Genomic DNA, 22,646 nt, shown 5'->3' on the forward strand with positions numbered 1-22,646 from the left:
ATGCATAAACTTCGCCTCGTCTTCGTTTGCGTTGGGCTCGCGACGAGCTTTACGGCTATTGCCAGCGAGGCCATGGCATCTGATGCGCGTGCAAACGAGAGCGTCGCTCTGTTCAAATCATTTTGTGTAGCGACCGCTGGCGACAAGGCCCGAGCGCTATCCGTACTGGGAGAAGGCAATGCGCTTGCTCGCCGCTTACCCGAGGCGGTTACCACAGCAATGTTTGGAAAATCGGGCGGGGTGGCTTGGGCGCTGAGCAGCCCCAGCCAAGCCCAACTTCTACTCGCCTATAACCCGATGGGCATCTGTGAAGTTCGTATCGCTGAGGCTGACGAAGCAGCAATGATTGAACAGTTTCATGCGCTGACGACGTCATTGAGCACTAGGTCTTCCAGCAACTCAGGACAGCCTGAGAAGCGACGCCAAGGCAATGCAAATCTGACCTACGAAACGTTCAATTACGAGGTAGGTGGACAGAAGGCTCTTCTAGCGATCACCACTTCCGACCAACGCGTCGGCGAACAGCAGCATGTTATTACTTTCAGCTTCGTAAGCTGATTTTGAGCAAGGAACGAATTCATGGCAACCGCACCCGCCCCTGAGAAGAAGGCACCCGCCAAAAAGGCCGCCGCGCCCAAGAAGCCGGCCGCTGCCAAGACCGCTGCGCCCAAGGCGAAGTCGAACGCGACCGCCACCGGCCGCGTCGCGCAGGTGATCGGCGCCGTCGTCGACGTCCAGTTCGACGGCCCGCTGCCCGCCATTCTGAACGCGCTGGAGACCGAGAACAACGGCAACCGCCTCGTCCTCGAAGTCGCGCAGCACCTCGGCGAGAACACCGTCCGCACGATCGCGATGGACGCGACCGACGGCCTGACCCGCGGCCAGCCGGTCACCGACACCGGCGCGCAGATCTCGGTCCCCGTCGGCCCGCAGACATTGGGCCGCATCCTCAACGTCATCGGCGACCCGATCGACGAACGCGGCCCGGTGAACAGCGACATGACCGCGCCGATCCACGCCAAGGCTCCCGAATTCGTCGACCAGTCGACCGAAGCCGCGATCCTCGTCACCGGCATCAAGGTCATCGACCTGATCGCCCCCTATGCCAAGGGCGGCAAGATCGGCCTGTTCGGCGGCGCGGGCGTCGGCAAGACCGTGCTCATCCAGGAACTGATCAACAACATCGCCAAGGGCCACGGCGGCGTGTCGGTGTTCGCGGGCGTCGGCGAACGCACCCGCGAAGGCAACGACCTTTATCACGAGTTCCTCGACGCCGGGGTTATCGCCAAGGACAAGGACGGCAACCCGACCCCCGACGGGTCGAAGGTGGCGCTGGTGTTCGGCCAGATGAACGAGCCGCCGGGCGCCCGCGCCCGCGTCGCGCTCTCGGGCCTGACGATGGCCGAATATTTCCGCGACCAGGAAGGCCAGGACGTTCTGTTCTTCGTCGACAACATCTTCCGCTTCACCCAGGCGGGTTCGGAAGTGTCGGCGCTGCTCGGCCGTATTCCCTCGGCCGTGGGTTACCAGCCGACGCTGTCGACCGATATGGGCGCGCTGCAGGAACGCATCACCTCGACCACCAAGGGCTCGATCACCTCGGTGCAGGCCATTTACGTCCCCGCGGACGACTTGACCGACCCCGCTCCCGCAACCTCGTTCGCCCACCTCGACGCGACGACGACGCTGAGCCGCGCGATTTCCGAACTCGGCATCTATCCCGCGGTCGACCCGCTCGACTCGACCTCGCGCGTGCTGACCGCCGCCACGGTCGGCCAGGAGCATTACGAAACCGCCCGCCGCGTTCAGGAAACGCTGCAGAAGTACAAGTCGCTGCAGGACATCATCGCGATCCTCGGCATGGACGAGCTCTCGGAAGAAGATAAGCTGGTCGTCGCCCGCGCGCGCAAGATCCAGCGCTTCCTGTCGCAGCCCTTCCACGTCGCCGAAGTCTTCACCGGCATCCCCGGCAAGTTCGTGCCGATCGAGGAGACGGTGAAGTCGTTCAAGGCCGTCGTCGACGGCGAATATGACCACCTCCCCGAAGCGGCCTTCTACATGGTCGGCGGCATCGAGGAAGCGGTCGCCAAGGCCGCGAAGCTCGCCGAAGAGGCTTGATGCGATGATCCGCCGCGCTGTCATCCTGCCCCTGCTGCTATGCAGCGCGGCAGGCGCGCACGCGGCGGACAGCCCGCGCGACGGAAAGGCCGATTATATCGATCGGGCCATGACCATTGCCTTCGAGACATGTCCGAAGCTTCTGGCGAAACCGGCGGGAACGACCGATCTGGAAATGGCCGCGCAGAATGGGCTCGGCGTCCAGGCAACGGAATATGACCTGTTGCGGATGTCGGTCGCCGAAGTCGGCGAAATCGCCTTCGGCACGCAATATTCGGCGGGTGTCGATCCGGCAGGCGGGATGCGACAGGGGGATAGCTGTGTCGTGGCGCTCAGCAGCAGCGTTCGCGACGAGGCGCTCTCCGCTATTCTCGAGCGGCTGAAACGGGAAGGCTTCGAGGTCGATCGCGAAACGCTGCTCGGTTCGGTCTACAAGAAATGGGTCGGCCAGCGCTATCAACTCGCGGACGTCAAATTGTCGGACCACGGGGAATTTTTTGAATTCGTTTCCGATAAGCGAAAGCCCGTCGCTTATCTGACCTTCGTCTATTAGGATTTATCGAATGGCTCTGAAGTTCGAACTCGTCACCCCCGCCCGCCTTGAGCGGTCGAGCGACGTCTATATGGTCACCGTGCCGGGCAGCGAGGGCGATTTCTCGGTGCTCGAAGGCCACGCGCCCTTCATGGCGACGCTGCGCAACGGCCCGCTGACCATCTATGCGACCAATGGCGCCGCCCCCGAGACGATCGAGGTCGAAGGCGGCTTCGCCGAAGTGAACGAGGCCGGCCTCACCGTCCTCGCCGAGCATATCGCCGGCTGATTTTCGCCGTCCACGGCGCATCAAAAGGGCTCGCATCCACCGGATGCGGGCCCTTTTTCCATGCGCGATGCCACAACTTCCCTCGCATTAGGAGAATGTCAAAGTTTCCGATTTATTCACCGTATCGAATGGGGATTTGGCCACGAAAATCGTCAAATTTCCCAGCTTGTTGGTTTAAAACAGGATGATGTGATGAGCGCATTCGGACGCCGACCCGGTACCGCTGGCCGCCCCGCCTTCGGCGTGGCCAAGCCGATGCAGACTGGCCCCGGCTTCGGCGGGGGATCGCAATTCCCTGCCCTCGACACGCCGTCCGCCGAAGCGCCGCCGCTTCCGTCGAACCTGTCACCCGAAGAAGAGGCGATGGAGCGGCTGAACCAGCGCTCGACCGCCGAAATGGCCGAGCCCGAAAAGGCGCAGGGGTTCGAAGCCAGCGTCCACAAGATCAAGGAACAGGTGCTGCCGCGCCTGCTCGAACGCGTCGACCCGGAAGCCGCCGCGACGCTGAGCAAGGACGAGCTGACCGAGGAATTCCGGCCGATCATCCTCGAAGTGCTCACCGAGCTGCGCATCACGCTGAACCGCCGCGAACAATTCGCGCTCGAAAAGGTGCTCGTCGACGAGCTGCTCGGCTTCGGCCCGCTCGAGGAATTGCTCGCCGATCCCGAAATCAGCGACATCATGGTCAACGGTCCGTACCAGACCTATGTCGAGCGCAAGGGGCAGCTCGTCCTTGCGCCGATCCAGTTCCGCGACGAACAGCATCTCTTCCAGATCGCGCAGCGCATCTGCAACATGGTCGGCCGCCGCGTCGACCAGACCACCCCGCTCGCCGACGCCCGCCTCAAGGACGGCAGCCGCGTCAACGTGATCGTGCCGCCGCTCTCGCTTCGCGGCACCGCGATCTCGATTCGTAAATTCTCGGCCAAGCCGATCACCCTCGACATGCTGTGCCAATGGGGCGCGATGAGCCAGAAGATGTGCACCGCGCTCAAGATCGCCGGCGCCAGCCGCTTCAACATCGTCATCTCGGGCGGCACCGGCTCGGGCAAGACGACGATGCTCAACGCCCTCTCGAAGATGATCGACCCCGGCGAACGCGTGCTGACGATCGAGGACGCCGCCGAACTCCGGTTGCAGCAGCCGCACTGGCTGCCGCTCGAAACGCGCCCCGCGAACCTCGAGGGCAATGGCGCGATCCACATGGGCGACCTCGTCAAGAACGCGCTGCGTATGCGCCCCGACCGCATCATCATGGGCGAAGTTCGCGGCGCGGAGTGTTTCGACCTCCTCGCCGCGATGAACACGGGTCACGACGGCTCGATGTGTACGCTGCACTCGAACAGCCCGCGCGAATGCCTCGGCCGTATGGAAAATATGGTGCTGATGGGCGACATCAAGATTCCGAAGGAAGCGATCTCGAAACAGATCGCCGACTCGGTCGACATGATCATCCAGATCAAGCGCCTGCGCGACGGTTCGCGCCGCGTCACCAACGTAACCGAGGTGATCGGCATGGAGGGCGATGTCATCGTCACCCAGGAACTGTTCAAGTTCGAATATCTCGACGAGGACAAGGACGGCAAGATCGTCGGCGAATATCGCGCGATGGGCCTGCGCCCCTACACGCTCGAAAAGGCGCGCCAGTACGGCTTCGACCAGCCCTATCTCGAGGCGTGCCTCTAACGGTCTTTCCTCCTCGTCATTGCGAGGAGCCGAAGGCGACGCGGCAATCCAGGGGAGCGCAACCCGCCCTCGACTGCTTCCCCCCGCCTTTCGCCGGGGTCGCAATGACGAGCGGCTCTAAGGCTTCAGTGCAAACGCCGCCGCGAAGATCGCCACCGCGATGCCCGCGAGCGCGATCCCGCGCCACGGCATGAAACCGACATTGTCGACGTCGCGGCGGTGACGGCGGCGATGGTCGGCGATCTCGGCGATCACGCCGACCGCGGCGCCCACCGCACTCACGACCAGCATCGACCCTTGCATTGACGCGCATCCCTTCGCAAACAGGGGCTTCTTCCCCCCAAGAAAGAGGTGCCGATATGCGTCATTTCCGTCCCGTTGCAATAGCCGCGCTGCTGACCGCCGTGGCCGCCGCCTGCAGCGCCCCTTCGCACGATGCGGTCGCGAAGGATTCGGCCGCAAAGCCGGGCGACGCCCTCGCCGCGGCCGTCGCCGCGCCGACCCGCACCCCCGCCAACCTCGCGCGCGATAAATATCGCCACCCCGCCGAAACGCTCGCCTTTTTTGGCGTGAAGCCCGGCGACACCGTCGTCGAGCTGTGGCCCGGCGCCGGCTGGTACACCGAAATCCTCGCCCCACTCGCGAAAGCGGGAGGCGGCACGCTCTATGCCGCGGCGCCTTGGGACCGCGGGCTCAATCGCGTCAAGGCCAAGCAGACCGAGAATGCCGACGTTTATGGCGCGGTGAAGCTCGCCGAATTCCCGAACGCGGGCACCAATCCCAAGGTGCCCGACGGCAGCGCCGATGTCGTGCTTACCTTCCGCAACGTCCACAATTGGCGTTTCGACGGCAAGGACAACACCGCCGAGGCCTTCAAGCAGATTTTCGCGATGCTCAAACCCGGCGGCACGCTCGGCATCGTCGACCATCGCCTGAACGAAAGCGACGACAGCGCGAAGGAAGAGAAATCGGGCTATATGAAGGAAAGCTCGATCATCGGCTTCGCCGAGGCCGCGGGCTTCAAGCTGGCGGGCAAGAGCGAGATCAACGCCAACCCGAAGGATACGAAGGATTACCCGAAGGGGGTGTGGACGCTGCCGCCGACGCTGACCGAGGGCGATGCGAACCGCGACACATATCTCGCAATCGGCGAATCGGACCGCATGACGCTGAAATTCGTGAAGCCCGCCTCCTGACGCGGCATCAGGAAACGATCGACCCCGCGCTGCTGCTCAGCGCCTATGCGCAGGGGCTGTTCCCGATGGCCGACGGGGCGGACGACCCGTCGGTCCATTGGGTCGAGCCGCGGCTGCGCGCGATCCTGCCGCTCGATGGTTTCCACCTGTCGCGCAGCCTCAGGAAGGTCATCATCTCCGACCGCTTTCGCGTCACCACCGACACGGCGTTCGCCGACATGATGGCGCTCTGCGCCGCGCCCGCCGCCGACCGGCCGACGACGTGGATCAACCCGGTGATCAAGGCGAGCTACGAACGGCTGTTCCGCCTCGGCCACGCGCACAGCGTCGAGGTCTGGCTGGACGGCGCGCTGGCGGGCGGTCTTTACGGCGTCTCGCTAGGCCGCGCCTTTTTCGGCGAATCGATGGTCAGCCGCGCACGCGACGCGTCGAAGGTCGCGCTCGCCCATCTCGTCGCGCGGCTGATCGCGGGCGGCTGGCGGCTGCTCGACTGCCAGTTCATCACCCCGCATCTCGCCAGCCTCGGCGCGATCGAGATCAGCCAGGCCGATTATCTGGGACGGCTTTATTCGGTCCTGTCGGACGGGGCTGGCGACGGCGCAGCCTTGGGCGCCGCGGCAGCGGGGGCGGGCGCGGGCGCCGCGGGCGTGCCCTCGCCGCCGTTCGTCGCGGGCGACTGGGGCGCGCTCGACGCCTTGGGCGCCGCCGAGGCCGATTTGGGCGCGGGACGAGCCACCGGTTCGCCGCCCGGATATGTCATCGCGCAGCTCTTGACGAAGACGTCATAGATCGGGTGCTGGATGACATTGCGTTCGGGCCGTTCGCGGAACAGCCAGCCCGAAAAGACGCGATACCATTTGTCGTCGCGCTGGTCCTGAACGGTCAGCTGGACGAAGGCGCCGGTTTCGGGCGGATCTTCCCACGGCGCGGTCGTCTCGCATGCGCGCAGGCGGACGATCGCGCGGCCGATGCGCACGCTTTCGCCGGGCTTCATCTCGATCTCGCGGACCAGCCCGTTGCGCTTGTTGAGCAGGCCGAGCACCGCGACGCGCTGCTCCATCGGGGTCGCTCCCGCGATGCCGCCGACTTCCTTCGGCACATGGTCGGACTTGGCGAGCTGTGCGCTCGTCTCGCCCGGCCGCTTGCCGTCCCCGCCGCGATCGCAGGCGGCGAGCGCGGTCGCTGCGACAAGCGCCAGCAGCGTGATCCGGGTTGCGGTGGGCGTCACGCGAACTCAGTCGGCGCCGGGACGCCACGCCTCGTAATCGCCGGTCGCCGCGGCGCGGTGGCCGCCGCGTTCGAGCGCGCCCGCGGGGCGATAGGCGCCGAGGCTGCCGGTCAGGTTCGGGCTCGGTTCCTTCTCCCAGGCGCGCGGCGCGGGCAGCGCATCGCCGGGCAGTTCGTCGAGCGTGCCGTGCAGCCAGCCGTGCCACTCGGGCGGCACGCGGCTCGCATCGTTCGATCCCTTGTAGATGACCCAGCGACGTTTGCCCTTGCGAGCGCGATAATAGGCGTTGCCGAGGCTGTCCTCGCCCACTTTCTCGCCATTTTTCCAGCTGTCCAGCAGCGTGCCGAAGGTCGCGCCGTCCCACCAGGTGAAAATCTTGCCAAGGATGCTCATGGCGTGGCGTTTACAGGCAAGCCCCCGCGCGAAGCAAGCCGCAAACCGCGCGCCGCAACCCTATTTCTCGTCTTTCCACGTCACCGTCGCCGTCTCGTCGAGCCCGAGCTTCGCCGACGTCCCCCCCGCGAGTTCGAGCACCGCCGCGACCTCGCCGCCGCTGACCACCGGTTCGAGCGATTCGGGGATCGTATTCTCGGCGATCCGGTCGATGCTGCCGTCGGCGCGCACGAAGATCATATCGAGCGGGATCACGGTATTCTGCATCCAGAAGCTCGCGATCTTCGGCTTCGGAAAGGGAAACAGCATCCCGCCGTCGGCGGGCAGGCCGGTCCGGAACATCAGCCCCCTTGCCTGCTCGTCCGGGGTGCGCGCGACCTCGACGCGGAAATTGTGCGTCTTGCCATCCATCGCGATCGTCAGCGGGATCGTGGCGTCGTCCGCCGCGTCGCCGCCGCACGCGGCAAGCGGCACGGCGAGCGACAGCGCAAGGGCGGTGATCAGGGCACGCATCGGCAGAACCTTTCGCCGGAAGAAGATCAGGCGGACCTAATCGAGCGCCGCCTCGCCGTCCAGCGCCGCCAGCGCCGCCTCGTCGCCCGGCGCGACGGCAAGGATGCGCCGCGCGAGCGCCAGACTGTGCCCCGCGCGCGCAAAGGCGGCCATCTGCCGTTCGCGCAGCGCCGGATCGTCCGCCGCGCGCACCGCAAAGGGCCCGAACCGCCGCCGCCGCGCGAAACCGATCGCGGCGGCGAGCGCCTGCTCCTCCGCCTCCGCGATCGCCTCGCCGCTGTCGTCGGACGAGATACCGTCGACGAAGAGCTGCGCCCTCACCCGCCGCACCCCCAGCCCGCGCCGCGTCATCGCGCCCGCGCGCATCGCGGCGTAATGTTTGTCGTCGAGGAAGCGCAGCCGTTCCATCCGGTCGGCCACCGCCGCGCATGCCGCCATGGCGTCACCCGCGTCGATCCAGTCCGATTCGCGAACCTTTCTCGACAGATAGCGCAGCAGCTTCGCCCGGCTCGTCGCGAAGCGCGCCACATAAGCGAGCGCCAGTTCGTCGAGCCGTGCGGCGTCGAGACGCGCCCTGCGCCGGTCGGATGGATTGCGACGATTGGCCATATGCCATGTTTGTGCCACAGTCGGGCCCGATTGAGAACGATCAGAACCCGCATATCGGGCCGAGCGGCCCGCGAAAGGGCCAATTCGTTCCAACTGTCAGAGGTCGCGCAAACAAATGATGGCACCGAAAGATGACATGATTGTTGCCGCGCGCCCTGTTTCCCGGGACCCAGCATCCTTTATGACCGACACCCCTGCCCCCGCGGCGGACGCGCTCGTGCCGACGCCGACCTTCTGCGCCCAGCCGCGCCGCTTTTCGGACTTCGCCACCGTCGGCGAAGCGCTCGATTATGCCGCCAGCGGCACGCGCGGCCTCAATTTCCACGATCCGCGCGGCAAGCTCGTGCGTGCCTATTCCTACGCCGAGCTCAAGGCCGACGCGCTCGCCACCGCCTATCGCCTGATCGCCGCCGGGGTGCAGCCCCAGGATCGCATCGCGCTGATCGCCGAGACCGGCCCCGAATTCGCGGCGCTCTTCTTCGGCACCATCTACGCCGGCGCCTGGCCGGTGCCGCTGCCGTTGCCGACCAGCTTCGGCGGGCGCGACTCCTATGTCGGCCAGCTCGTCGTCCAGCTGACGAGCTCGGACCCCAGGATGCTGTTTTTCCCGCCCGAAATCGCCGCGATGGCGACCGACGCGGCGAACGAGCGCGGGGTCGAACCGATCGACTGGAGCGAGTTCGAAACGCGCGCCGCGCCGATCGCTGCGCTCCCCGAACAGAAGAGCGACGAGACCTGCTATCTCCAGTACAGCAGCGGTTCGACGCGCTTCCCGCACGGCGTCGCGGTGACCCACGGCGCGTTGCTCAACAATTTGTCGGCGCATTCGCACGGCATGGAGCTGCAGGACAGCGACCGCTGCGTCTCGTGGCTTCCCTGGTATCATGACATGGGCCTCGTCGGCTGCTTCCTCTCGCCCGTCGCCAACCAGGTGTCGGTCGACTATCTGAAGACCGAGGATTTCGCCCGCCGTCCGCTCGCCTGGCTCGACCTGATCAGCCGCAACGAGGGCACGACGCTCAGCTATTCGCCGACCTTCGGCTACGACATCTGCGCGCGCCGCATCTCGAGCCAGAGCCATGTCGCGGACCGTTTCGACCTGTCGCGCTGGCGCGTCGCGGGCAATGGCGCCGACATGATCCGCCCCGACGTGATGCAGAAATTCGTCGACGCCTTCGCCGACGCGGGCTTCAAGGCGAGCGCCTTCCTGCCGAGCTACGGCCTTGCCGAGGCGACGCTCGCGGTCAGCATCATGCCCCCGGGCGAGGGTATCGTCGTCGAGCTGGTCGAGGAAACCGAGCTGTCGGGCGCGGCGGGCGATGCCGACCGGCCGACGCGTTTCCGTGCGATCGTCAACTGCGGCAAGGCGGTCAAGGACATGACGATCGAGGTCCGCGACGAGGATGGCAACATCCTGCCCGACCAGACCGTCGGCAAGGTGTGGTGCACCGGCCCGTCGCTGATGACCGGCTATTTCCGCGACCCCGAATCGACCGGGGCGTGCATGAAGGACGGCTGGCTCGACACCGGAGATATGGGTTATCTGTCAGGCGGTTACATCTATATCGTCGGCCGCGCCAAGGACATGATCATCATCAACGGCAAGAATCACTGGCCGCAGGATATCGAGTGGGCGGTCGAGCAGCTCCCCGGCTTCAAGTCGGGCGACATCGCCGCCTTTGCGATCACCGCGCCGGGCGGCGAGGAGACCCCCGCGGTGCTCGTCCAATGCCGCACCAGCGACGAGGCCGAACGGCTCGCGCTGCGCGAGACGATTCGCGACCGCGTCCGCGCGATCACCGGCATGAACTGCCTCGTCGAACTGATCCCGCCGCGCACCCTGCCGCGCACCAGCTCGGGCAAGCTCAGCCGCTCGAAGGCGCGCGCGCAATATCTGGCCGGCGAAATCCAGCCCTTCGCGCTCGCGGCCTGAGGCGCGCGGGCGACGCTTTCGGGCATTTCCGCTTCGTCGTCCCGGACGCGATCGGGGGTGGCGAGCGGCCACGCGCCCCTCCTCCGCTGTCCCGCTGCGGGACGAAAAATCCAGCACCCAGAAGTGCATAGTTACCTTCGGGTAACCCGCTGGCGCTAAGCAGGCCGCGTGAAGAGCCTGCTGACCGACCAGATTGTTGCCAAGGATGTTTCTGTGCGGACCCTTTTGGGGCTGGGGCCGCGCGACGAGGATCTGGGGGACCTCCGACAGCTCCAGCTCGCGCCGCTCCGCGGCAAGGATCCGCTGCGCCTGTGGGTTGGCGCGGCGATGGCGTTCGTCGCCGCCTTCACCATGGCGCCGTCGATGCCCTGGCCGATCGTCAGCGGCTGGCTCGCCTGTGCGCTCGCCTTCTGCCTCTGGTCGTACAATCTCTTCGCAAAGCTTCCGCTCGGCGACCCCAAATTGTCGGGAATCACCGAATACCGGCTGTGCAACCGCCACGCCCTCTATGCCGCGGCGCTGTGGTCGATCCCCTTCTGGCTGCGCGGCACCGCGCCGCCGCTCGACCATGTGCTGTCGCTGTGGATGATCGTGCTGCTGATGATGCTGACACTGGCGATCATCGCGCACAGTATGCCGCGCGCCTGCCTGCAGTTCATCATGCCCGTCAGCGTGTCGGCGGCGGGCGCGATGGTCGCCGCCGGATCGCCGCCGATGGCCGCGGTCGCCAGCCTCGCCGCGCTGATGCTCTCGACCTTCTGCATCCGCTTCGGCCAGCAGCATGTCCGGTTCCGGCGCGCCGAGGAAACGCTGCACGAAAAGACCGAGACGGTCAGCCTGTTGCTCCGCGAGTTCGAGGAAACCTCCGCCGACTGGCTGTGGCAGACCGACAACAACCGCCGCCTCGTCCACGTCTCGCCCCGCCTCGCCTATGCGCTCGGCGGCACCGCCGAAGCGCTCGAGGGCGTGCCCTTGCTCCAGGCGCTGTCGGGCGATGCCTGGGAGTCGGGCAATTTCTCGAAGACGCTGCACGACATGGCCGAGCGGATGAAGCGGCGCGAAAGCTTCTCGAACCTGATCGTTCCCGTCACCATCGGCGGCAAGCCGCGCTGGTGGGAGCTGTCGGCCTCGCCGCGCCTCGACGAAACGGGCAAGTTCCTGGGCTTCCGCGGCGTCGGGTCGGACGTCACCGAACAACATGCCAGCGCCGAACAGATCGCGCGCATGGCGCGCTTCGACAATCTCACCGGCCTGCCGAACCGCCTCAGCCTGCACGAGGATCTCGCCCGCGCGCTGTCGCAGGCGATCGATACCAAGTCGCGCTGCGCGATGCTGATGATCGATCTCGACCGCTTCAAGGCGGTGAACGATACGCTCGGCCATCCGACCGGCGACAAGCTGCTGGCGCAAGTGTCGGCACGGCTCAAGGGGATCATGGAGCGCGGCATGACCTGCGGCCGCCTCGGCGGCGACGAGTTTGCGGTCGTGCTCCACAATGTCGCCTCGGCGACCGCGGCCGAGGAGCTGGCCGAACGGATCATCCAGACGATCAGCCGCCCCTATGTGGTCGACAACCACCAGCTCTTCGTCGGCGCCAGCGTCGGCTATGCGATCGGTCCGCAGGACGGCGCGACGGTCGAGACGCTCACCCGCAACGCCGACCTTGCGCTCTACAAGTCGAAGGACAAGGGCGGCAATGTCGTTGCCGCCTATGTCGCCTCGCTCCACACGCAGGCCGAGGAGCGGCGCGTGATGGAGCAGGAACTGCGCGGCGCGCTCGATCGCGGCGAATTCGAACTCTACTACCAGCCGGTCGTCACCGCCGAGGACGGGACATTGAACGGCTTCGAGGCGCTGATCCGCTGGCACAACCAGAAACTCGGCAACGTCTCGCCCGGGCGCTTCATCCCGCTGGCCGAGGACAGCCGCCTGATCGCGCCGATCGGCGAATGGGTGCTGCGCACCGCGTGCCACGAAGCGATGAAATGGCCGCAGAACCTGAAGGTCGCGATCAACGTGTCGGCCGAACAGCTCACCGATCCCGCCTTCGCCTCGGTCGTCGTCTCGGCGCTGGCGCAGAGCGGGCTGCCCCCGCAGCGGCTCGAGATCGAGGTCACCGAAAGCGTCTTCCTGCGCGATGGCGGCGGCGCCGCCCAACTGCTCGACCAGCTCATCGGACTCGGCATCCGCCTCAGCCTCGACGATTTCGGGACCGGCTATTCGTCGCTCGGCTATCTGCGCAAGACGCAATTCTCGACGATCAAGGTCGACCGCAGCTTCGTCGTCGGCGCCGCCAAGGGCAGCATCGAATCGATCGCCATCATCCGCGCCGTCGTCGCGCTCGCCGACAGCCTCGGCATGTCGACGACCGCCGAGGGCGCCGAAACCGAGGTCGAGGTCGATACGCTCCGCACCCTCGGCTGCAGCAACATCCAGGGCTATTATTACGGACGCCCGATGCCCGCCTCCGACGTGCTGACGCTGTTCCGTCGCCCCGACGCGGCCTCCACCGCCGCGGCCTGACGGCGACGACCGGACCCCCTCGCGCGACGAATTGAGCGACTTAACAAAAGGTTCCCCCGCTCACCGCATCGACGGCGCGATTCGCCGCTAGATGGTTGGTGACCGTCCGCAGGTCCGGCAAAGACGCTCCAACGCTTGAAGACAAGCCAAACGGGGGTCGCCTTCCATGTTCCATCGTCGCTTCCTGGGTGCTTTCGCGCTGTGCGCCACGCTGCTGTCCGGCGTCCCCGCGATGGCCCGCGACTATCTGCAATGCGTGCCCTTTGCCCGCGCCGAGTCGGGCGTCGACATCCGCGGAAATGCCAAGACCTGGTGGGCACAGGCCGCCGGCGCCTATGAGCGCGGGCAGGAACCGCGCAAGGGCGCGGTGATGGCCTTCGCCAGCACCAGCGGCATGCCGCTCGGCCATGTCGCCGTGGTGAAGAAGGTCGTCAGCGACCGCGAGATCCTGATCGACCATGCCAACTGGTCGCCGATCGGCGGCCGCCGCGGCCAGATCGAACGCAACGTCCGCGTCGTCGATGTCAGCGCCGCCGGCGACTGGAGTTCGGTCCGCGTCTGGTACGCCCCGATCGGCGACCTGGGCCTGCGCGCCAATCCGGTGCAGGGCTTCATCTATGCCGACGGCGACGCGAAGCCCGACCACCGTTTCGGCGGCGGCGAGCCCAAATGGGCCGCGAACGACTGGAAGCCCGGCAACGGCCTCGACCTCGTCGTCGCCTCGCTCCGCTGAACGGAAATTATTCCAGACACGTCATTGCGAGCGCAGCGAAGCAATCCAGGGCGGCCTAACGCTACTCTGGATTGCTTCGCTGCGCTGGCAATGACGATGGGTAGTTAGTCTTCCGACGCTTCGCCGTCCTCGCCGGCAACATCCTCGAACCACGCCTCGACCTCGCCCGACAGCTTGATCGTCATCGGCTGGCCGAACCGGTCCTTCGACTTGCCCGCGGCGACGCGGATCCAGCCTTCGGAGATCGAATATTCCTCGACGTCGGTGCGCTCCTTGCCCTTGAAGCGGATGCCGATGCCGCGCTGCAGCACCTCCATGTCGAAATGCGGCGAGCGCGGGTTGGTCGACAGATGGTCGGGGGGCGTGTCGGTCATGATGCAACTTCCGAAAAAATGAGAATGGCGCGGCCCTAGCTGGACCGCGCCATCCCAGTCAATGACAAGGCGCTGGTCGGAGCGGCGTCAGAACCCCGCCTTCAGCGTCACGAAGAACTGCTGCGGCGCCCCCGCCAGCAGGGTCTGGCTGTCGCCGCTGTTCGCAAAGCCGTTCGTCCCGATCGTCGAGACATAGGCCTTGTCGAACAGGTTCGTCGCATTCGCCTGGATCGAGATCTTCTCGTTCAGGCGATAGCCGATGCTGGCGTCGACGATCACGAAGCCGCCGACCGCCGCGTCGTTGAGGTAGGAATAATAGCGCTTCGACGTGTAGTTGGCGCCGATGCGCGCGAACAGATGGTCGTTGTCCCAGGTGATCTCGCCCTTCGCGAGATGCCTCGGCGAATTGACCACCGTCTTGCCCGCGGTCGCGACGATGACGGTGCCCGCCGCATTCACGACGTCGTCCCGATATTCGGAGTCATTGTACGCGTAGGAGGCGAAGAGCGAGAGTTCGGGGGTGACATGGAACGTCCCGGCGGCCTCGATGCCCCACGAGCGGACGTCGCCGACGTTGCTGAGGATCGCCGGATTGCCCTGGATGCCCGACCCGTTGGCGAAGGCGATGATCCGGTCCTTGAAGTCGACATAATAGCCCGCGATCACGCCCTGGAAGACGCGCGACTTGGTGCGGAAACCCAGTTCATAGGTGGTCGAGGTTTCGGGCCTCAGGTCGAGCGCATCGAAGCCCGCCTGCGTGGTCGCGAAGGGGCCGCCGGTCGCCGACGATTCGAACGCGCGCATATTCTGGGTATAGCTTGCGAACAGCTCGTTATCGTCGTTCAGGCGATAGAGCAGGCCGGCCTGCGGCAGGAACCAGTCCTTCGCCTCGGTCCGTCCCGCGGCCAGACCGCCGCGGACGATCGGGGTCGCCCGGTTGGTGACGCGCAGCCCCTTCCAACCCGCGTTGATCCGCAGCGCGCCCAGATCGAGCGTGTCCTGCACATGATATTGCAGCGTCTGGGTGTTGAAATCGAACTCCCACTGCGTCGCCAGCGGGTCTTTCGGGAAGGTCAGGCTGCCGCGGCTCGGCGCGCCGCGCGTGTCGGCGAGGCCATAGAAGCGCCGTGCCTGGTTGAAGTCGTTATCCTCGTACCACATGCCGATTTCAAAGGCGTTGGCGCCGATCGTCACGCTGCTCGACGCGACGATGCCATAGCGTTCGATCTCGTACTCGGTGGTGCGGATCGTGATCGGCGCGCCGCCGGGGGTCACGACATAGGGCGTGTACCAGAGGCCGCGGCCGTCGTTGCCGTGATAATAGCCCTGCAGCTTCATCGACCAATAGTCGTTGAACGGCACGTCGAGCCCGACGCCCGCCAGCCAGTCCTTGCGCAGCCCCGACGCGTCGTAATAGGCGTCGTCGACCGTCTTGATCAGCAGCGGAAAGGTCTCGCCGACCCCGGCGTAGGGCGCGACGAACGGCGTGCCCGCGGGGATCGTCCCGTTCGCGATCCCGGCGTTATAGGCCGCGCGGGCATTCTGGTTCTGGTAGATGCTGGCGATCAGCACCGCATAGTCCCAGTTCTTCGCGAAATTGTCCCACTTGTAGCCGAGACGGCCGATCATCTCGGCGCTGAGGTCCTGATAGTCGTTCTCGCGGCGGTTCGAATAGTTGACGAAGGCAAAGACCTGCCCGTCGCCGACCGGCTGGACGATGCGCGCATTGACCTGGTCCTGCCGCTGGGCGCCGTCGCCCTTCCACTTGTCGGCGTCCTGCCAGGCATAGCTCAGCGACAGGCGCGGCCCGCCGGGGACGATCTCGCCGCTGTCGAGCCGCGCGAAGATGCGCTTGTTCTCGTCGCTGCCCCAGGTGCCCGCGACGTCGATGCCGAGCCGTTCGGCAGGCTCGCGCGAGAAGAATTCGATCGTGCCGCCAAGATTGCTCGACGACGCCGCGGCGAGCGACCCCGCGCCCTGCGCCACTTCGACGCGGCCGACATTCTCGCTGATGATCGCACGGCTGATGTGGAGGCCGTTATGGTTGCCATAGCTCATGTCGCCCAGCGGAATACCGTCGAGCGTGAAGCCGAGCTGGTTCTGCGAGAAACCGCGGATCGAGATGCGCGACGACCATTCATAGGCGCCCAGCGGATCGGCCGACTGGAAATTCACGCCGGGCAGCTTGTCGATCGCCTTGAGCGGGCTGATCCCCGGCACGTCGAGCGCGATGTCGGCGGCGCCGATTTCCTGCACCTGCCGCGCCTCGCCCTGCCCGAGCACGACGATCTCGTCGCCATAGCCGGCGGCGTCATCGGCCGCGGCGTCGCCCGCCGCCCCGTCCACAGCCTCCCCTGCCAGCGCGGGCGTCGCGGCCAGCATCGCGATCACCGCCACTCCGGCCCGCAGGCCGCGCGAAAAATAGGTCGTCATCCGGATATCCCCTTGTCCGGCGCCGGAATGGCGCCGGGGTCGCGGGGGCTCTAGATCGGTCAGATTGCTGCACTGCGGCGAAGGCGTGACATGGCGATGACATGGCGATGAACCCTCTGTGAAAAGCCGGGAAAATCGACTTCAGGCAGCCGCGCGCGGCGGCTGGGCCTGCCGTTCTCCGCCCTTCGGGAGCCGTTCGGCCAGCGGATAGAGCTGCTCCTCCTCGCGCTCGATCCGCATTCCCAGCGCATCGAGGATGCCGATGGTCTCGCCGCGGAACGCGTCCCAGTCGGCCTCGACCGCCTCGGGGGTCCAGCGCGCGTCATAGGCGGCGAAATCGCCCGCGATATGCCCCATCTCGTCGACGAAGATCCGTGCGATCCGCACGACCTCGGCGTCGCCGCTCGACTGCATGCGCGGATAGAGCGCCCAATCCTCGCATTTCAGGTGCCGGAGCAGCGTGTCGCGCAGCATCCCGCGCACCGCGGCGAGCTCGGTCGGGCGCGGCGGATGCGGCGCCGCGACCAGCGCCAGCAGGAAGCGCGACAGCGTCTCGATCGCCGCATGTTCGGCGCGCAGCCTCTCGATTTCGCGGATATTGGGCATGACCGATCCAGAATGAGCGGTCCCTCGCCGCCTCTCTAGCCGGCGGGCGTGAAGAGAGCGTAAATCGCAGCCCCGCCAACGCGGCCGATATGGCGGCGTCGGCGCGTCGGGCGAGGCTCCGCCGCCGCCGGCGACCGGGCTCAGCTTTCGCCTCCGCCCGCGCGCACCTTTCGCGCGCGCCGCCACGAGGGCCGCTTCCGGACCGCCGCCACCCCGTCGTCTCCGGCCTCCCCCGCCGCGGTCCGGCCCGCGCCCCGCGGCGCCAGCGGCACCGCCGGCACCGCCTCGCCGCGCGCCTCCGCCGCCTCGATCCATTCGCGATAGCCCTCGGGAATATCGTCCCCCGCCGAAACCCAGTCGGCCTCGCCCGCAAAGCGCTGGACCGGCTCGGCATCGGCGGGCCCGTCATACGGCTGCAGCGGCCCGTAAAAGGGCGCCCCCGTCTCGCCCAGCTGCACCAGCGCGACCTCCGGGTCGTCCAGCTGCGCCTCGATCGCCTCGGGCCCGCCCTCGCCGGCCGCGGCGATCTGCGCGCGCTGCCGCGCGGCGAGCGCGAGCAGCGCCGCGTCGATTTCGGCCTGCGCCTGCGCGTCGAGCACCACCCCGTCGAACCCCTCGATCAGCCCGGCGGCGGCATCCTGCGTCCCCGCCGCATCGCCCGCCGAGCCGCCCGCGCCGGTGGCCGCGCCGTGGATCACCGTCCGCACCGTCGTCGTCGAAGCCTCGGCCATCGCGCCCGCCGCCGCACCGCCCTCACCGTTCCCCGCGACAGCAGCGCCCGCCCCCGCGCTGGCGCGCGTCGAGAAATAGTTGATCGTCGTGCGCTTGCCGCGCGCATCCTGCCCGTAGTGGCGGAGGCAGAACATCAGCAGCGCGTCATTGTGCCGCCGCCGGAACCCCATCAGCTTGCCCGCGACGAAGACCGGCACCAGATAGCCGTCGATCGCGCGTTCGAACGCGATGTCCTTCAGCCGCGCGACCCCGAAATCGAGCGCCGCCTCCCACGCCCGCCGAAAGCTCTCGGCGCCGGGCGCGCGCCGCAACGTATAGCAATTCGTCTGCGCCATATTGACCATCGCCGCCGCGCGGCTGACCGACCCCGTATCGGCGAGCGCCGCGATAAACGCCTTCTGCCGCTCGGGCGTCCACCCGTCGTGCCGATATTTGCGCGGCACCGGCGTAAAGTCGGGAAGCGGCGGCCGCGCCTCCTTCGCGATGGGGGTGCGATTCTGCATATCCTGCTCTCCTGTCGGTCAAAACCGGACAGGATATGACGGAGCGGGGGAATGTAGGAAAGGGATTTGTTTATGGTTTGTTCTTTTATGATCGCCGACATCAAGTCTGTGATGCGTAAAGACGGTCCATTTCCTTGTCGAACCGCGCCCAAAGTTCGGCACCTGCATCGCCCAGCAGCTCCGCACCGCGCTGGAACCGATTCTCTTCATGAACGGCGTCCAGCGGGTCGGACCACGGAAACACCACGGCAGCTTCCAGACGGGCAAGCGTTGCCTCCAATCTGGTACGAATCGACGCAGCCATCGCCTCGGATAATTGGTTGCGCTCGGTGCCGTCTTCGGCGAACAGATCGGCCTGAATGTATTTCATTGTCACACCTTATGCCCGCGTCGCAGCGACGGCAACCACTGCGCTTTCAAATCGAGGTGAGCTGTGACCGATATTTGGCGGCGCGACCGCCTGCCCGAGATAGTCCGGTCGATGGCCGCGCGACCCCGCCACGAGGCGCTTCGCGGCCTGGTCACCGAGCTGCTGCGCGAGGGTTTTGGAGCGGCGTTCAGCGAACTTGAACATGAGCGCTATCTCGTCGACAACAGCGGCCGCGTCGATGTCGCCTGGGGCGCCACGGTCATCGAATTGAAGACCGATCTCCGCCGCGAAGAACGCGACGTCGTCGCCCGCATGCCCGATTATCTGGCCGACGCCTGCGGCCGGAGTGCACCTGGCCGTACGACTGTCGGCCTCGCGACCGATGGCGCGACTTTGCTCGCCTACGCGCTCGATCGCGGCGCCCTCGCGCAGATCGGTCGCTACGACGTCGAACCCGACCATCCCGAACGCCTGCTGAGCTGGCTCGAACCGCTCCTCGCTCCTGTGCCGGAGGTCATGCCGACCCCGATCGCTGTCGCCCTCACCTTCGGCCGGTACAGCCTTGCCTTTGGCCGTGACCATGCGGAACTTCAGCGCCTCTGGGCCGAGATCGGCGATCATCCCGAAGTCCGGCTGAAGCGCGACCTGTGGGACGGGTTGCTGCGCCAGGTTTATGGCGACGACGTCGGCAGCGACGCCTTGTTCCTGCAGCACACCTATCTGACGATATTGGTGAAAGCGATCGCGGCGCGCGTGCTCGATCTGGCGGTCGACGATCCGGCCGAGATGCTGTCGGGCCGGCTGCTCGCGAACGAAGGCATCATCGGCGCCGTCGAGGCCGATTTTTTCGACTGGCCGCTGCTCGCCGAAGGCGGCGACGCGCTGGTGCGCCGTCTTGCGGCGGAAACGGTGCGCTTCCGCCTGCGCGACGTCGAGGTCGATGTGCTAAAGAGCCTCTACGAAAGCCTCATCGACCCCGACGAACGCCACGATCTCGGCGAATATTATACACCCGACTGGCTGGCGGCGCGCGTCGTCGCTGCCGCGGTCCCGCGCCCGCTGGAGCAGCGTGTGCTCGATCCGTCCTGCGGCTCGGGAACCTTCCTCTTCCATGCGATCCGCCGCCTGATCGCGGCCGGCCGCGAAGCCGGTGTGCCGCCTGCCGAGATCGTCGCCACCTGCGCCGAGCGCGTCTTCGGGATCGACGTCCATCCCGTCGCGGTCGCGCTCGCGCGCGTCACCTGGCTGCTTGCGCTCGGCGACTTGGTCCAGGATCGCCCGCCGACGCTCAGCGTCCCCGTCTTCATGGGCGATTCGATGCAATGGAGCCTGCGCCCGCTCGGCGCATCGGCCGAAGTGCTCGTCGATGTGCCGCCCAACGACCCGCCGCTGCGCATTCCCGCGGGCCTCGCCAGCGACCAGACGTTATTCGAGCGTGCGCTCGACGAACTCAACCGCGGGCTCGACACGCTCGCCGAGCCCGAAACGGTGCAGGCGGCAATCCTCCGCGAGGGCGCCACGGCCGAGGACGCGGCGCTGCTCGCACGCACCTTTTCGCAGTTGAAGCAGCTCTTCCTCGACGGCCGCAACCACATCTGGACCTTCATCCTGCGCAACCTGCTGCGCCCGGTGTGGCTGTCGCATCCCGATCACCGCGCCGATGTGCTGATCGGCAATCCGCCCTGGATCGTCTACCGCCACCTCAGCGCCGAGATGAAGGACCGGCTGCGCGAGGCGCTGCAAAGCTATAATCTGTGGGTCGGCGGCAGCCTCGCCACCCATCAGGACATGTTCGCCCTGTTCTGGGCGCGCGGCGCCGAACGCTATTTGCGCGACGGTGGTTCGCTGGCGCTCGTGCTCCCTTACGCGGCGCTCAACGCCCCTGCCTTTGCCGCCATGCGCGACGGCAGCATGCAGCGCGTTCAGGTTGCGATCACAGGCGGCTGGGGCCTCGAGCGCGCCTGGCCGATCTTCGGCGCGCAGTCGGGCAGCAGCACGACCAGCACCTGTGTGCTGTTCGGCCAGCGCGACCGGACGGGCGGCCCGCCTGCCGAGATCGATCGCTGGGTGGGCGTGCTGCCCCGACGTGACGCCAGCGAGGCCGAGGCAGCAGAAGCGCTGGAACATGTGCGCGCCGCCTGGCCCCGCCCGCGCACGCTGATTGCCGCATCGCCATATCGCAGACGCTTTCGGCAGGGGGCAACCCTTACGCCGCGTCGGTTCTTTTTGGTCGAGCATGCAGCTGCAGGGCGCTTGCAAAGTCGGCGCGATGCACCGCGTCTGCGGGGTCGCGTCGGCAATCTCGACAAGCGGCCGTGGACGACCGTCGAGCCGCCCGAGGGGCCGGTCGAGCGCCCCTTCGTGCGCCGGATCGCATTGGGCGAGTCCATCGCACCCTATCGCCTTCTCGATTTCGCGACCGGCGTCGTTCCGATGGAAGAGGGAGCGATCCTGACCGCCGCCAGCGCGGAGGCTCACGGGCACCGCGGACTGGCAGCCTGGCTGCGCGACGCCGAGGCGAAGTGGAACGAACACAGCAACAAGGACGTCCAAGGCAATGCTCGCATGTCGCTAGCTGAACGCGTCGATGCGATGGGCACAATGCGGGCACAAGGCAACCGCGCGCCAATACGCATTCTCTACACCAAGGCGGGAACACGCCTGAGCGCATGCTGGCTCGATGACGATGACGTCATCGTCGACCACAAGGCTTATTGGTCGGCCGCCAACTCGCTCGAAGAAGCCGCTTATGTAGCTGCCGTTCTGAACACGGCGATCGTGCTCGATCGGGTCAAGGATCTTCAGCCGGTCGGGCAGCGCGATCCGCGCGATTTCGACAATTTGGTCTGGACCTTGCCGATTCCCGAGTTCGATGCGAACGATGCTGTGCATGTCGATCTCGCCGCCGCCGCGCTGCACGCCGCCGACGTGTCGGCGCGTGTTGCATTGCCCGACGACGCGCATTTCACCACCAAGCGGCGTCTGATCCGACTGGCGCTGGAAGCCGATGGGGTCGCGGAAACGATCGAACGGCTCGTCGATGCGCTGCTCCCGCTCTGACCGAGCCGGAAGACCCTTCACCCAACCTCCCGCCACTCCCCCAACCCCAAACCCCCAATCTCCCACCCCCCGATCCGCCACCGCACCAGCCGCAGCGTCGGGAACCCAACCGCGGCCGTCATCCGGCGCACCTGGCGGTTGCGGCCTTCGGTGATGGTGAGTTCGATCCAACTATCTGCCACGCTCTTGCGGTATCGCACCGGCGGGTCGCGGTCCCACAGCGTCGGCGCCTCGATGCGGCGGACCACCGCGGGGCGGGTCGGGCCGTCGTTCAGCGTGACGCCGCGGGCGAGCGCCGCCAGCGCGGCGTCGTCGGGCTCGCCCTCGACCTGCGCGAGGTAGGTTTTGGGCGTCTTGTGCTTCGGCGACGATATCCGCGCCTGCAGCGCGCCGTCGTCGGTCAGGATCAGCAGGCCTTCACTATCCTTGTCGAGCCGCCCGGCGGGATAGACGCCGGGCACGTCGATATAGTCGGACAGCGTCGCGCGCGGGCCGTCGGCGGGGGCGGTCATGCCCCCCATCCCTCGCCTGTCGGTGAACTGTGACAGCACGCCGTAGGGCTTGTTGAACAGGATGAGCCGTCCCAACGCCTTCTCCTCGCGGAATGGAGATGCGCCACCCGATGCGGAGGACAGACGTGCATCGGACCGGAGCGACGGACGACTCCCCGCCGCTGGCGCGACGCCGTGATGCGCTGCTCGTCCGCAAGATTCAAGCGCCGCCGGCTTATCCTGACGTACATTCCCGGGCAGGGTGCCGGGAGTCACGCGCCTCCCGACACGATCCATCTCCTGACGATGCCATTTTTCGCAGTC

General features: G+C 66.7%; 21 protein-coding genes and 1 pseudogene. 11 read left to right on the forward strand and 11 right to left on the reverse strand.

The window, feature by feature from the left end; all coding sequences use genetic code 11:
- The 5 genes from J1N50_RS11565 (at position 1) to J1N50_RS11585 (ending at position 4,625) form a co-directional block, all read left to right on the forward strand.
- On the forward strand, positions 1 to 558 hold the full coding sequence (locus tag J1N50_RS11565) for an NMCC_0638 family (lipo)protein (protein ID WP_215353605.1): 558 nt from the start codon (positions 1 to 3) through the stop codon (positions 556 to 558).
- 21 nt (positions 559 to 579) lie between these two features.
- The gene (gene atpD / locus J1N50_RS11570) at positions 580 to 2,118 is read left to right on the forward strand and encodes a F0F1 ATP synthase subunit beta (RefSeq protein WP_215353606.1); all 1,539 of its coding nucleotides are present in this window, start codon (positions 580 to 582) and stop codon (positions 2,116 to 2,118) included.
- A gap of 4 nt (positions 2,119 to 2,122) precedes the next feature.
- Positions 2,123 to 2,671 carry a hypothetical protein gene (locus tag J1N50_RS11575; protein WP_215353607.1) on the forward strand — a complete coding sequence of 183 codons (549 nt, stop codon included), beginning with the start codon at positions 2,123 to 2,125 and terminating at the stop codon, positions 2,669 to 2,671.
- Positions 2,672 to 2,681: 10 nt separating this feature from the next.
- Positions 2,682 to 2,939 carry an ATP synthase F1 subunit epsilon gene (locus J1N50_RS11580; RefSeq protein WP_054589084.1) on the forward strand — a complete coding sequence of 86 codons (258 nt, stop codon included), beginning with the start codon at positions 2,682 to 2,684 and terminating at the stop codon, positions 2,937 to 2,939.
- Between the two features lie 192 nt (positions 2,940 to 3,131).
- Complete coding sequence (locus tag J1N50_RS11585; protein WP_215353608.1) at positions 3,132 to 4,625, forward strand: TadA family conjugal transfer-associated ATPase; 1,494 nt, start codon at positions 3,132 to 3,134, stop codon at positions 4,623 to 4,625.
- Between the two features lie 117 nt (positions 4,626 to 4,742).
- On the opposite strand, the gene J1N50_RS11590 is transcribed toward J1N50_RS11585, so the two are convergent.
- The gene (locus J1N50_RS11590) at positions 4,743 to 4,916 is read right to left on the reverse strand and encodes a hypothetical protein (RefSeq protein ID WP_215353609.1); all 174 of its coding nucleotides are present in this window, start codon (positions 4,914 to 4,916) and stop codon (positions 4,743 to 4,745) included.
- 68 nt (positions 4,917 to 4,984) lie between these two features.
- Between J1N50_RS11590 and J1N50_RS11595 the strand changes: the two genes are divergently transcribed.
- Positions 4,985 to 5,821: a class I SAM-dependent methyltransferase gene (locus J1N50_RS11595; RefSeq protein WP_215353610.1), complete on the forward strand. Its 837-nt coding sequence runs from the start codon at positions 4,985 to 4,987 to the stop codon at positions 5,819 to 5,821.
- Positions 5,818 to 6,609, forward strand: coding sequence for a leucyl/phenylalanyl-tRNA--protein transferase (aat, locus tag J1N50_RS11600; protein ID WP_281414836.1), 792 nt, complete (start codon positions 5,818 to 5,820; stop codon positions 6,607 to 6,609). The genes J1N50_RS11595 and aat overlap by 4 nt, the downstream gene beginning before the upstream one ends.
- A gap of 35 nt (positions 6,610 to 6,644) precedes the next feature.
- Here aat and J1N50_RS17840 read toward each other — a convergent pair.
- From J1N50_RS17840 to J1N50_RS11620, 4 genes and pseudogenes are all read right to left on the reverse strand, one after another.
- Positions 6,645 to 6,881, reverse strand: a pseudogene (locus J1N50_RS17840) (DUF2155 domain-containing protein); the annotation flags it as partial.
- Positions 6,882 to 7,055: 174 nt separating this feature from the next.
- Complete coding sequence (locus tag J1N50_RS11610; protein ID WP_215353612.1) at positions 7,056 to 7,442, reverse strand: NADH:ubiquinone oxidoreductase subunit NDUFA12; 387 nt, start codon at positions 7,440 to 7,442, stop codon at positions 7,056 to 7,058.
- A gap of 60 nt (positions 7,443 to 7,502) precedes the next feature.
- Positions 7,503 to 7,955, reverse strand: coding sequence for a DUF192 domain-containing protein (locus J1N50_RS11615; RefSeq protein WP_215353613.1), 453 nt, complete (start codon positions 7,953 to 7,955; stop codon positions 7,503 to 7,505).
- Positions 7,956 to 7,991: 36 nt separating this feature from the next.
- Positions 7,992 to 8,564: a RecX family transcriptional regulator gene (locus J1N50_RS11620; protein WP_215353614.1), complete on the reverse strand. Its 573-nt coding sequence runs from the start codon at positions 8,562 to 8,564 to the stop codon at positions 7,992 to 7,994.
- A 181-nt stretch (positions 8,565 to 8,745) separates the two neighbouring features.
- Between J1N50_RS11620 and J1N50_RS11625 the strand changes: the two genes are divergently transcribed.
- The 3 genes from J1N50_RS11625 to J1N50_RS11635 all read left to right on the forward strand — a co-directional run bounded on the left by J1N50_RS11625 (position 8,746) and on the right by J1N50_RS11635 (position 13,753).
- Positions 8,746 to 10,497, forward strand: coding sequence for a fatty acyl-AMP ligase (locus J1N50_RS11625; protein WP_215353615.1), 1,752 nt, complete (start codon positions 8,746 to 8,748; stop codon positions 10,495 to 10,497).
- A gap of 213 nt (positions 10,498 to 10,710) precedes the next feature.
- The gene (locus tag J1N50_RS11630) at positions 10,711 to 13,020 is read left to right on the forward strand and encodes a putative bifunctional diguanylate cyclase/phosphodiesterase (RefSeq protein WP_425516939.1); all 2,310 of its coding nucleotides are present in this window, start codon (positions 10,711 to 10,713) and stop codon (positions 13,018 to 13,020) included.
- Positions 13,021 to 13,186: 166 nt separating this feature from the next.
- On the forward strand, positions 13,187 to 13,753 hold the full coding sequence (locus J1N50_RS11635; RefSeq protein ID WP_215353617.1) for a CHAP domain-containing protein: 567 nt from the start codon (positions 13,187 to 13,189) through the stop codon (positions 13,751 to 13,753).
- Between the two features lie 104 nt (positions 13,754 to 13,857).
- Here J1N50_RS11635 and J1N50_RS11640 read toward each other — a convergent pair whose 3' ends face one another.
- The 5 genes from J1N50_RS11640 to J1N50_RS11660 form a co-directional block, all read right to left on the reverse strand.
- A complete protein-coding gene (locus J1N50_RS11640; protein WP_215353618.1) occupies positions 13,858 to 14,127 on the reverse strand; it encodes a DUF3297 family protein in 270 nt (89 codons plus the stop codon).
- Positions 14,128 to 14,214: 87 nt separating this feature from the next.
- Positions 14,215 to 16,560, reverse strand: a complete 2,346-nt coding sequence (locus J1N50_RS11645; protein WP_215353619.1) for a TonB-dependent receptor — start codon at positions 16,558 to 16,560, stop codon at positions 14,215 to 14,217.
- 141 nt (positions 16,561 to 16,701) lie between these two features.
- Positions 16,702 to 17,166: a hemerythrin domain-containing protein gene (locus tag J1N50_RS11650; RefSeq protein WP_215353620.1), complete on the reverse strand. Its 465-nt coding sequence runs from the start codon at positions 17,164 to 17,166 to the stop codon at positions 16,702 to 16,704.
- Positions 17,167 to 17,306: 140 nt separating this feature from the next.
- On the reverse strand, positions 17,307 to 18,401 hold the full coding sequence (locus tag J1N50_RS11655) for a hypothetical protein (RefSeq protein WP_215353621.1): 1,095 nt from the start codon (positions 18,399 to 18,401) through the stop codon (positions 17,307 to 17,309).
- A gap of 100 nt (positions 18,402 to 18,501) precedes the next feature.
- Entirely contained in the window at positions 18,502 to 18,771 is a 270-nt protein-coding gene (locus J1N50_RS11660; RefSeq protein WP_215353622.1) for a hypothetical protein, read from the reverse strand.
- A gap of 111 nt (positions 18,772 to 18,882) precedes the next feature.
- On the opposite strand from J1N50_RS11660, the gene J1N50_RS11665 reads away from it, so the two are divergent.
- Entirely contained in the window at positions 18,883 to 21,831 is a 2,949-nt protein-coding gene (locus J1N50_RS11665) for a class I SAM-dependent methyltransferase (RefSeq protein ID WP_215353623.1), read from the forward strand.
- Between the two features lie 17 nt (positions 21,832 to 21,848).
- Here the strand turns inward: J1N50_RS11665 and J1N50_RS11670 are convergent, their stop codons facing one another.
- Positions 21,849 to 22,418 carry a pseudouridine synthase gene (locus J1N50_RS11670; protein WP_215353624.1) on the reverse strand — a complete coding sequence of 190 codons (570 nt, stop codon included), beginning with the start codon at positions 22,416 to 22,418 and terminating at the stop codon, positions 21,849 to 21,851.
- Positions 22,419 to 22,646: the final 228 nt, after the last annotated feature.

The organism is Sphingopyxis soli, assembly GCF_018682675.1.
Taxonomy (GTDB): Bacteria; Pseudomonadota; Alphaproteobacteria; order Sphingomonadales; family Sphingomonadaceae; genus Sphingopyxis; species Sphingopyxis soli.

Bases quoted from the DNA above. Each gene is read 5' to 3' on its own strand.
- atpD (WP_215353606.1), top strand. From the start codon at position 580: ATGGCAACCGCACCCGCCCCTGAGAAGAAGGCACCCGCCAAAAAGGCC.
- J1N50_RS11615 (WP_215353613.1), bottom strand. From the start codon at position 7,955: ATGCGTGCCCTGATCACCGCCCTTGCGCTGTCGCTCGCCGTGCCGCTT.
- J1N50_RS11635 (WP_215353617.1), top strand. From the start codon at position 13,187: ATGTTCCATCGTCGCTTCCTGGGTGCTTTCGCGCTGTGCGCCACGCTG.
- J1N50_RS11590 (WP_215353609.1), bottom strand. From the start codon at position 4,916: ATGCTGGTCGTGAGTGCGGTGGGCGCCGCGGTCGGCGTGATCGCCGAG.
- J1N50_RS11660 (WP_215353622.1), bottom strand. From the start codon at position 18,771: ATGAAATACATTCAGGCCGATCTGTTCGCCGAAGACGGCACCGAGCGC.
- J1N50_RS11565 (WP_215353605.1), top strand. From the start codon at position 1: ATGCATAAACTTCGCCTCGTCTTCGTTTGCGTTGGGCTCGCGACGAGC.
- J1N50_RS11645 (WP_215353619.1), bottom strand. From the start codon at position 16,560: ATGACGACCTATTTTTCGCGCGGCCTGCGGGCCGGAGTGGCGGTGATC.
- J1N50_RS11655 (WP_215353621.1), bottom strand. From the start codon at position 18,401: ATGCAGAATCGCACCCCCATCGCGAAGGAGGCGCGGCCGCCGCTTCCC.
- J1N50_RS11585 (WP_215353608.1), top strand. From the start codon at position 3,132: ATGAGCGCATTCGGACGCCGACCCGGTACCGCTGGCCGCCCCGCCTTC.
- J1N50_RS11620 (WP_215353614.1), bottom strand. From the start codon at position 8,564: ATGGCCAATCGTCGCAATCCATCCGACCGGCGCAGGGCGCGTCTCGAC.
- J1N50_RS11580 (WP_054589084.1), top strand. From the start codon at position 2,682: ATGGCTCTGAAGTTCGAACTCGTCACCCCCGCCCGCCTTGAGCGGTCG.
- J1N50_RS11665 (WP_215353623.1), top strand. From the start codon at position 18,883: ATGGCCGCGCGACCCCGCCACGAGGCGCTTCGCGGCCTGGTCACCGAG.
- J1N50_RS11595 (WP_215353610.1), top strand. From the start codon at position 4,985: ATGCGTCATTTCCGTCCCGTTGCAATAGCCGCGCTGCTGACCGCCGTG.
- J1N50_RS11610 (WP_215353612.1), bottom strand. From the start codon at position 7,442: ATGAGCATCCTTGGCAAGATTTTCACCTGGTGGGACGGCGCGACCTTC.
- J1N50_RS11650 (WP_215353620.1), bottom strand. From the start codon at position 17,166: ATGCCCAATATCCGCGAAATCGAGAGGCTGCGCGCCGAACATGCGGCG.
- J1N50_RS11625 (WP_215353615.1), top strand. From the start codon at position 8,746: ATGACCGACACCCCTGCCCCCGCGGCGGACGCGCTCGTGCCGACGCCG.
- J1N50_RS11575 (WP_215353607.1), top strand. From the start codon at position 2,123: ATGATCCGCCGCGCTGTCATCCTGCCCCTGCTGCTATGCAGCGCGGCA.
- J1N50_RS11640 (WP_215353618.1), bottom strand. From the start codon at position 14,127: ATGACCGACACGCCCCCCGACCATCTGTCGACCAACCCGCGCTCGCCG.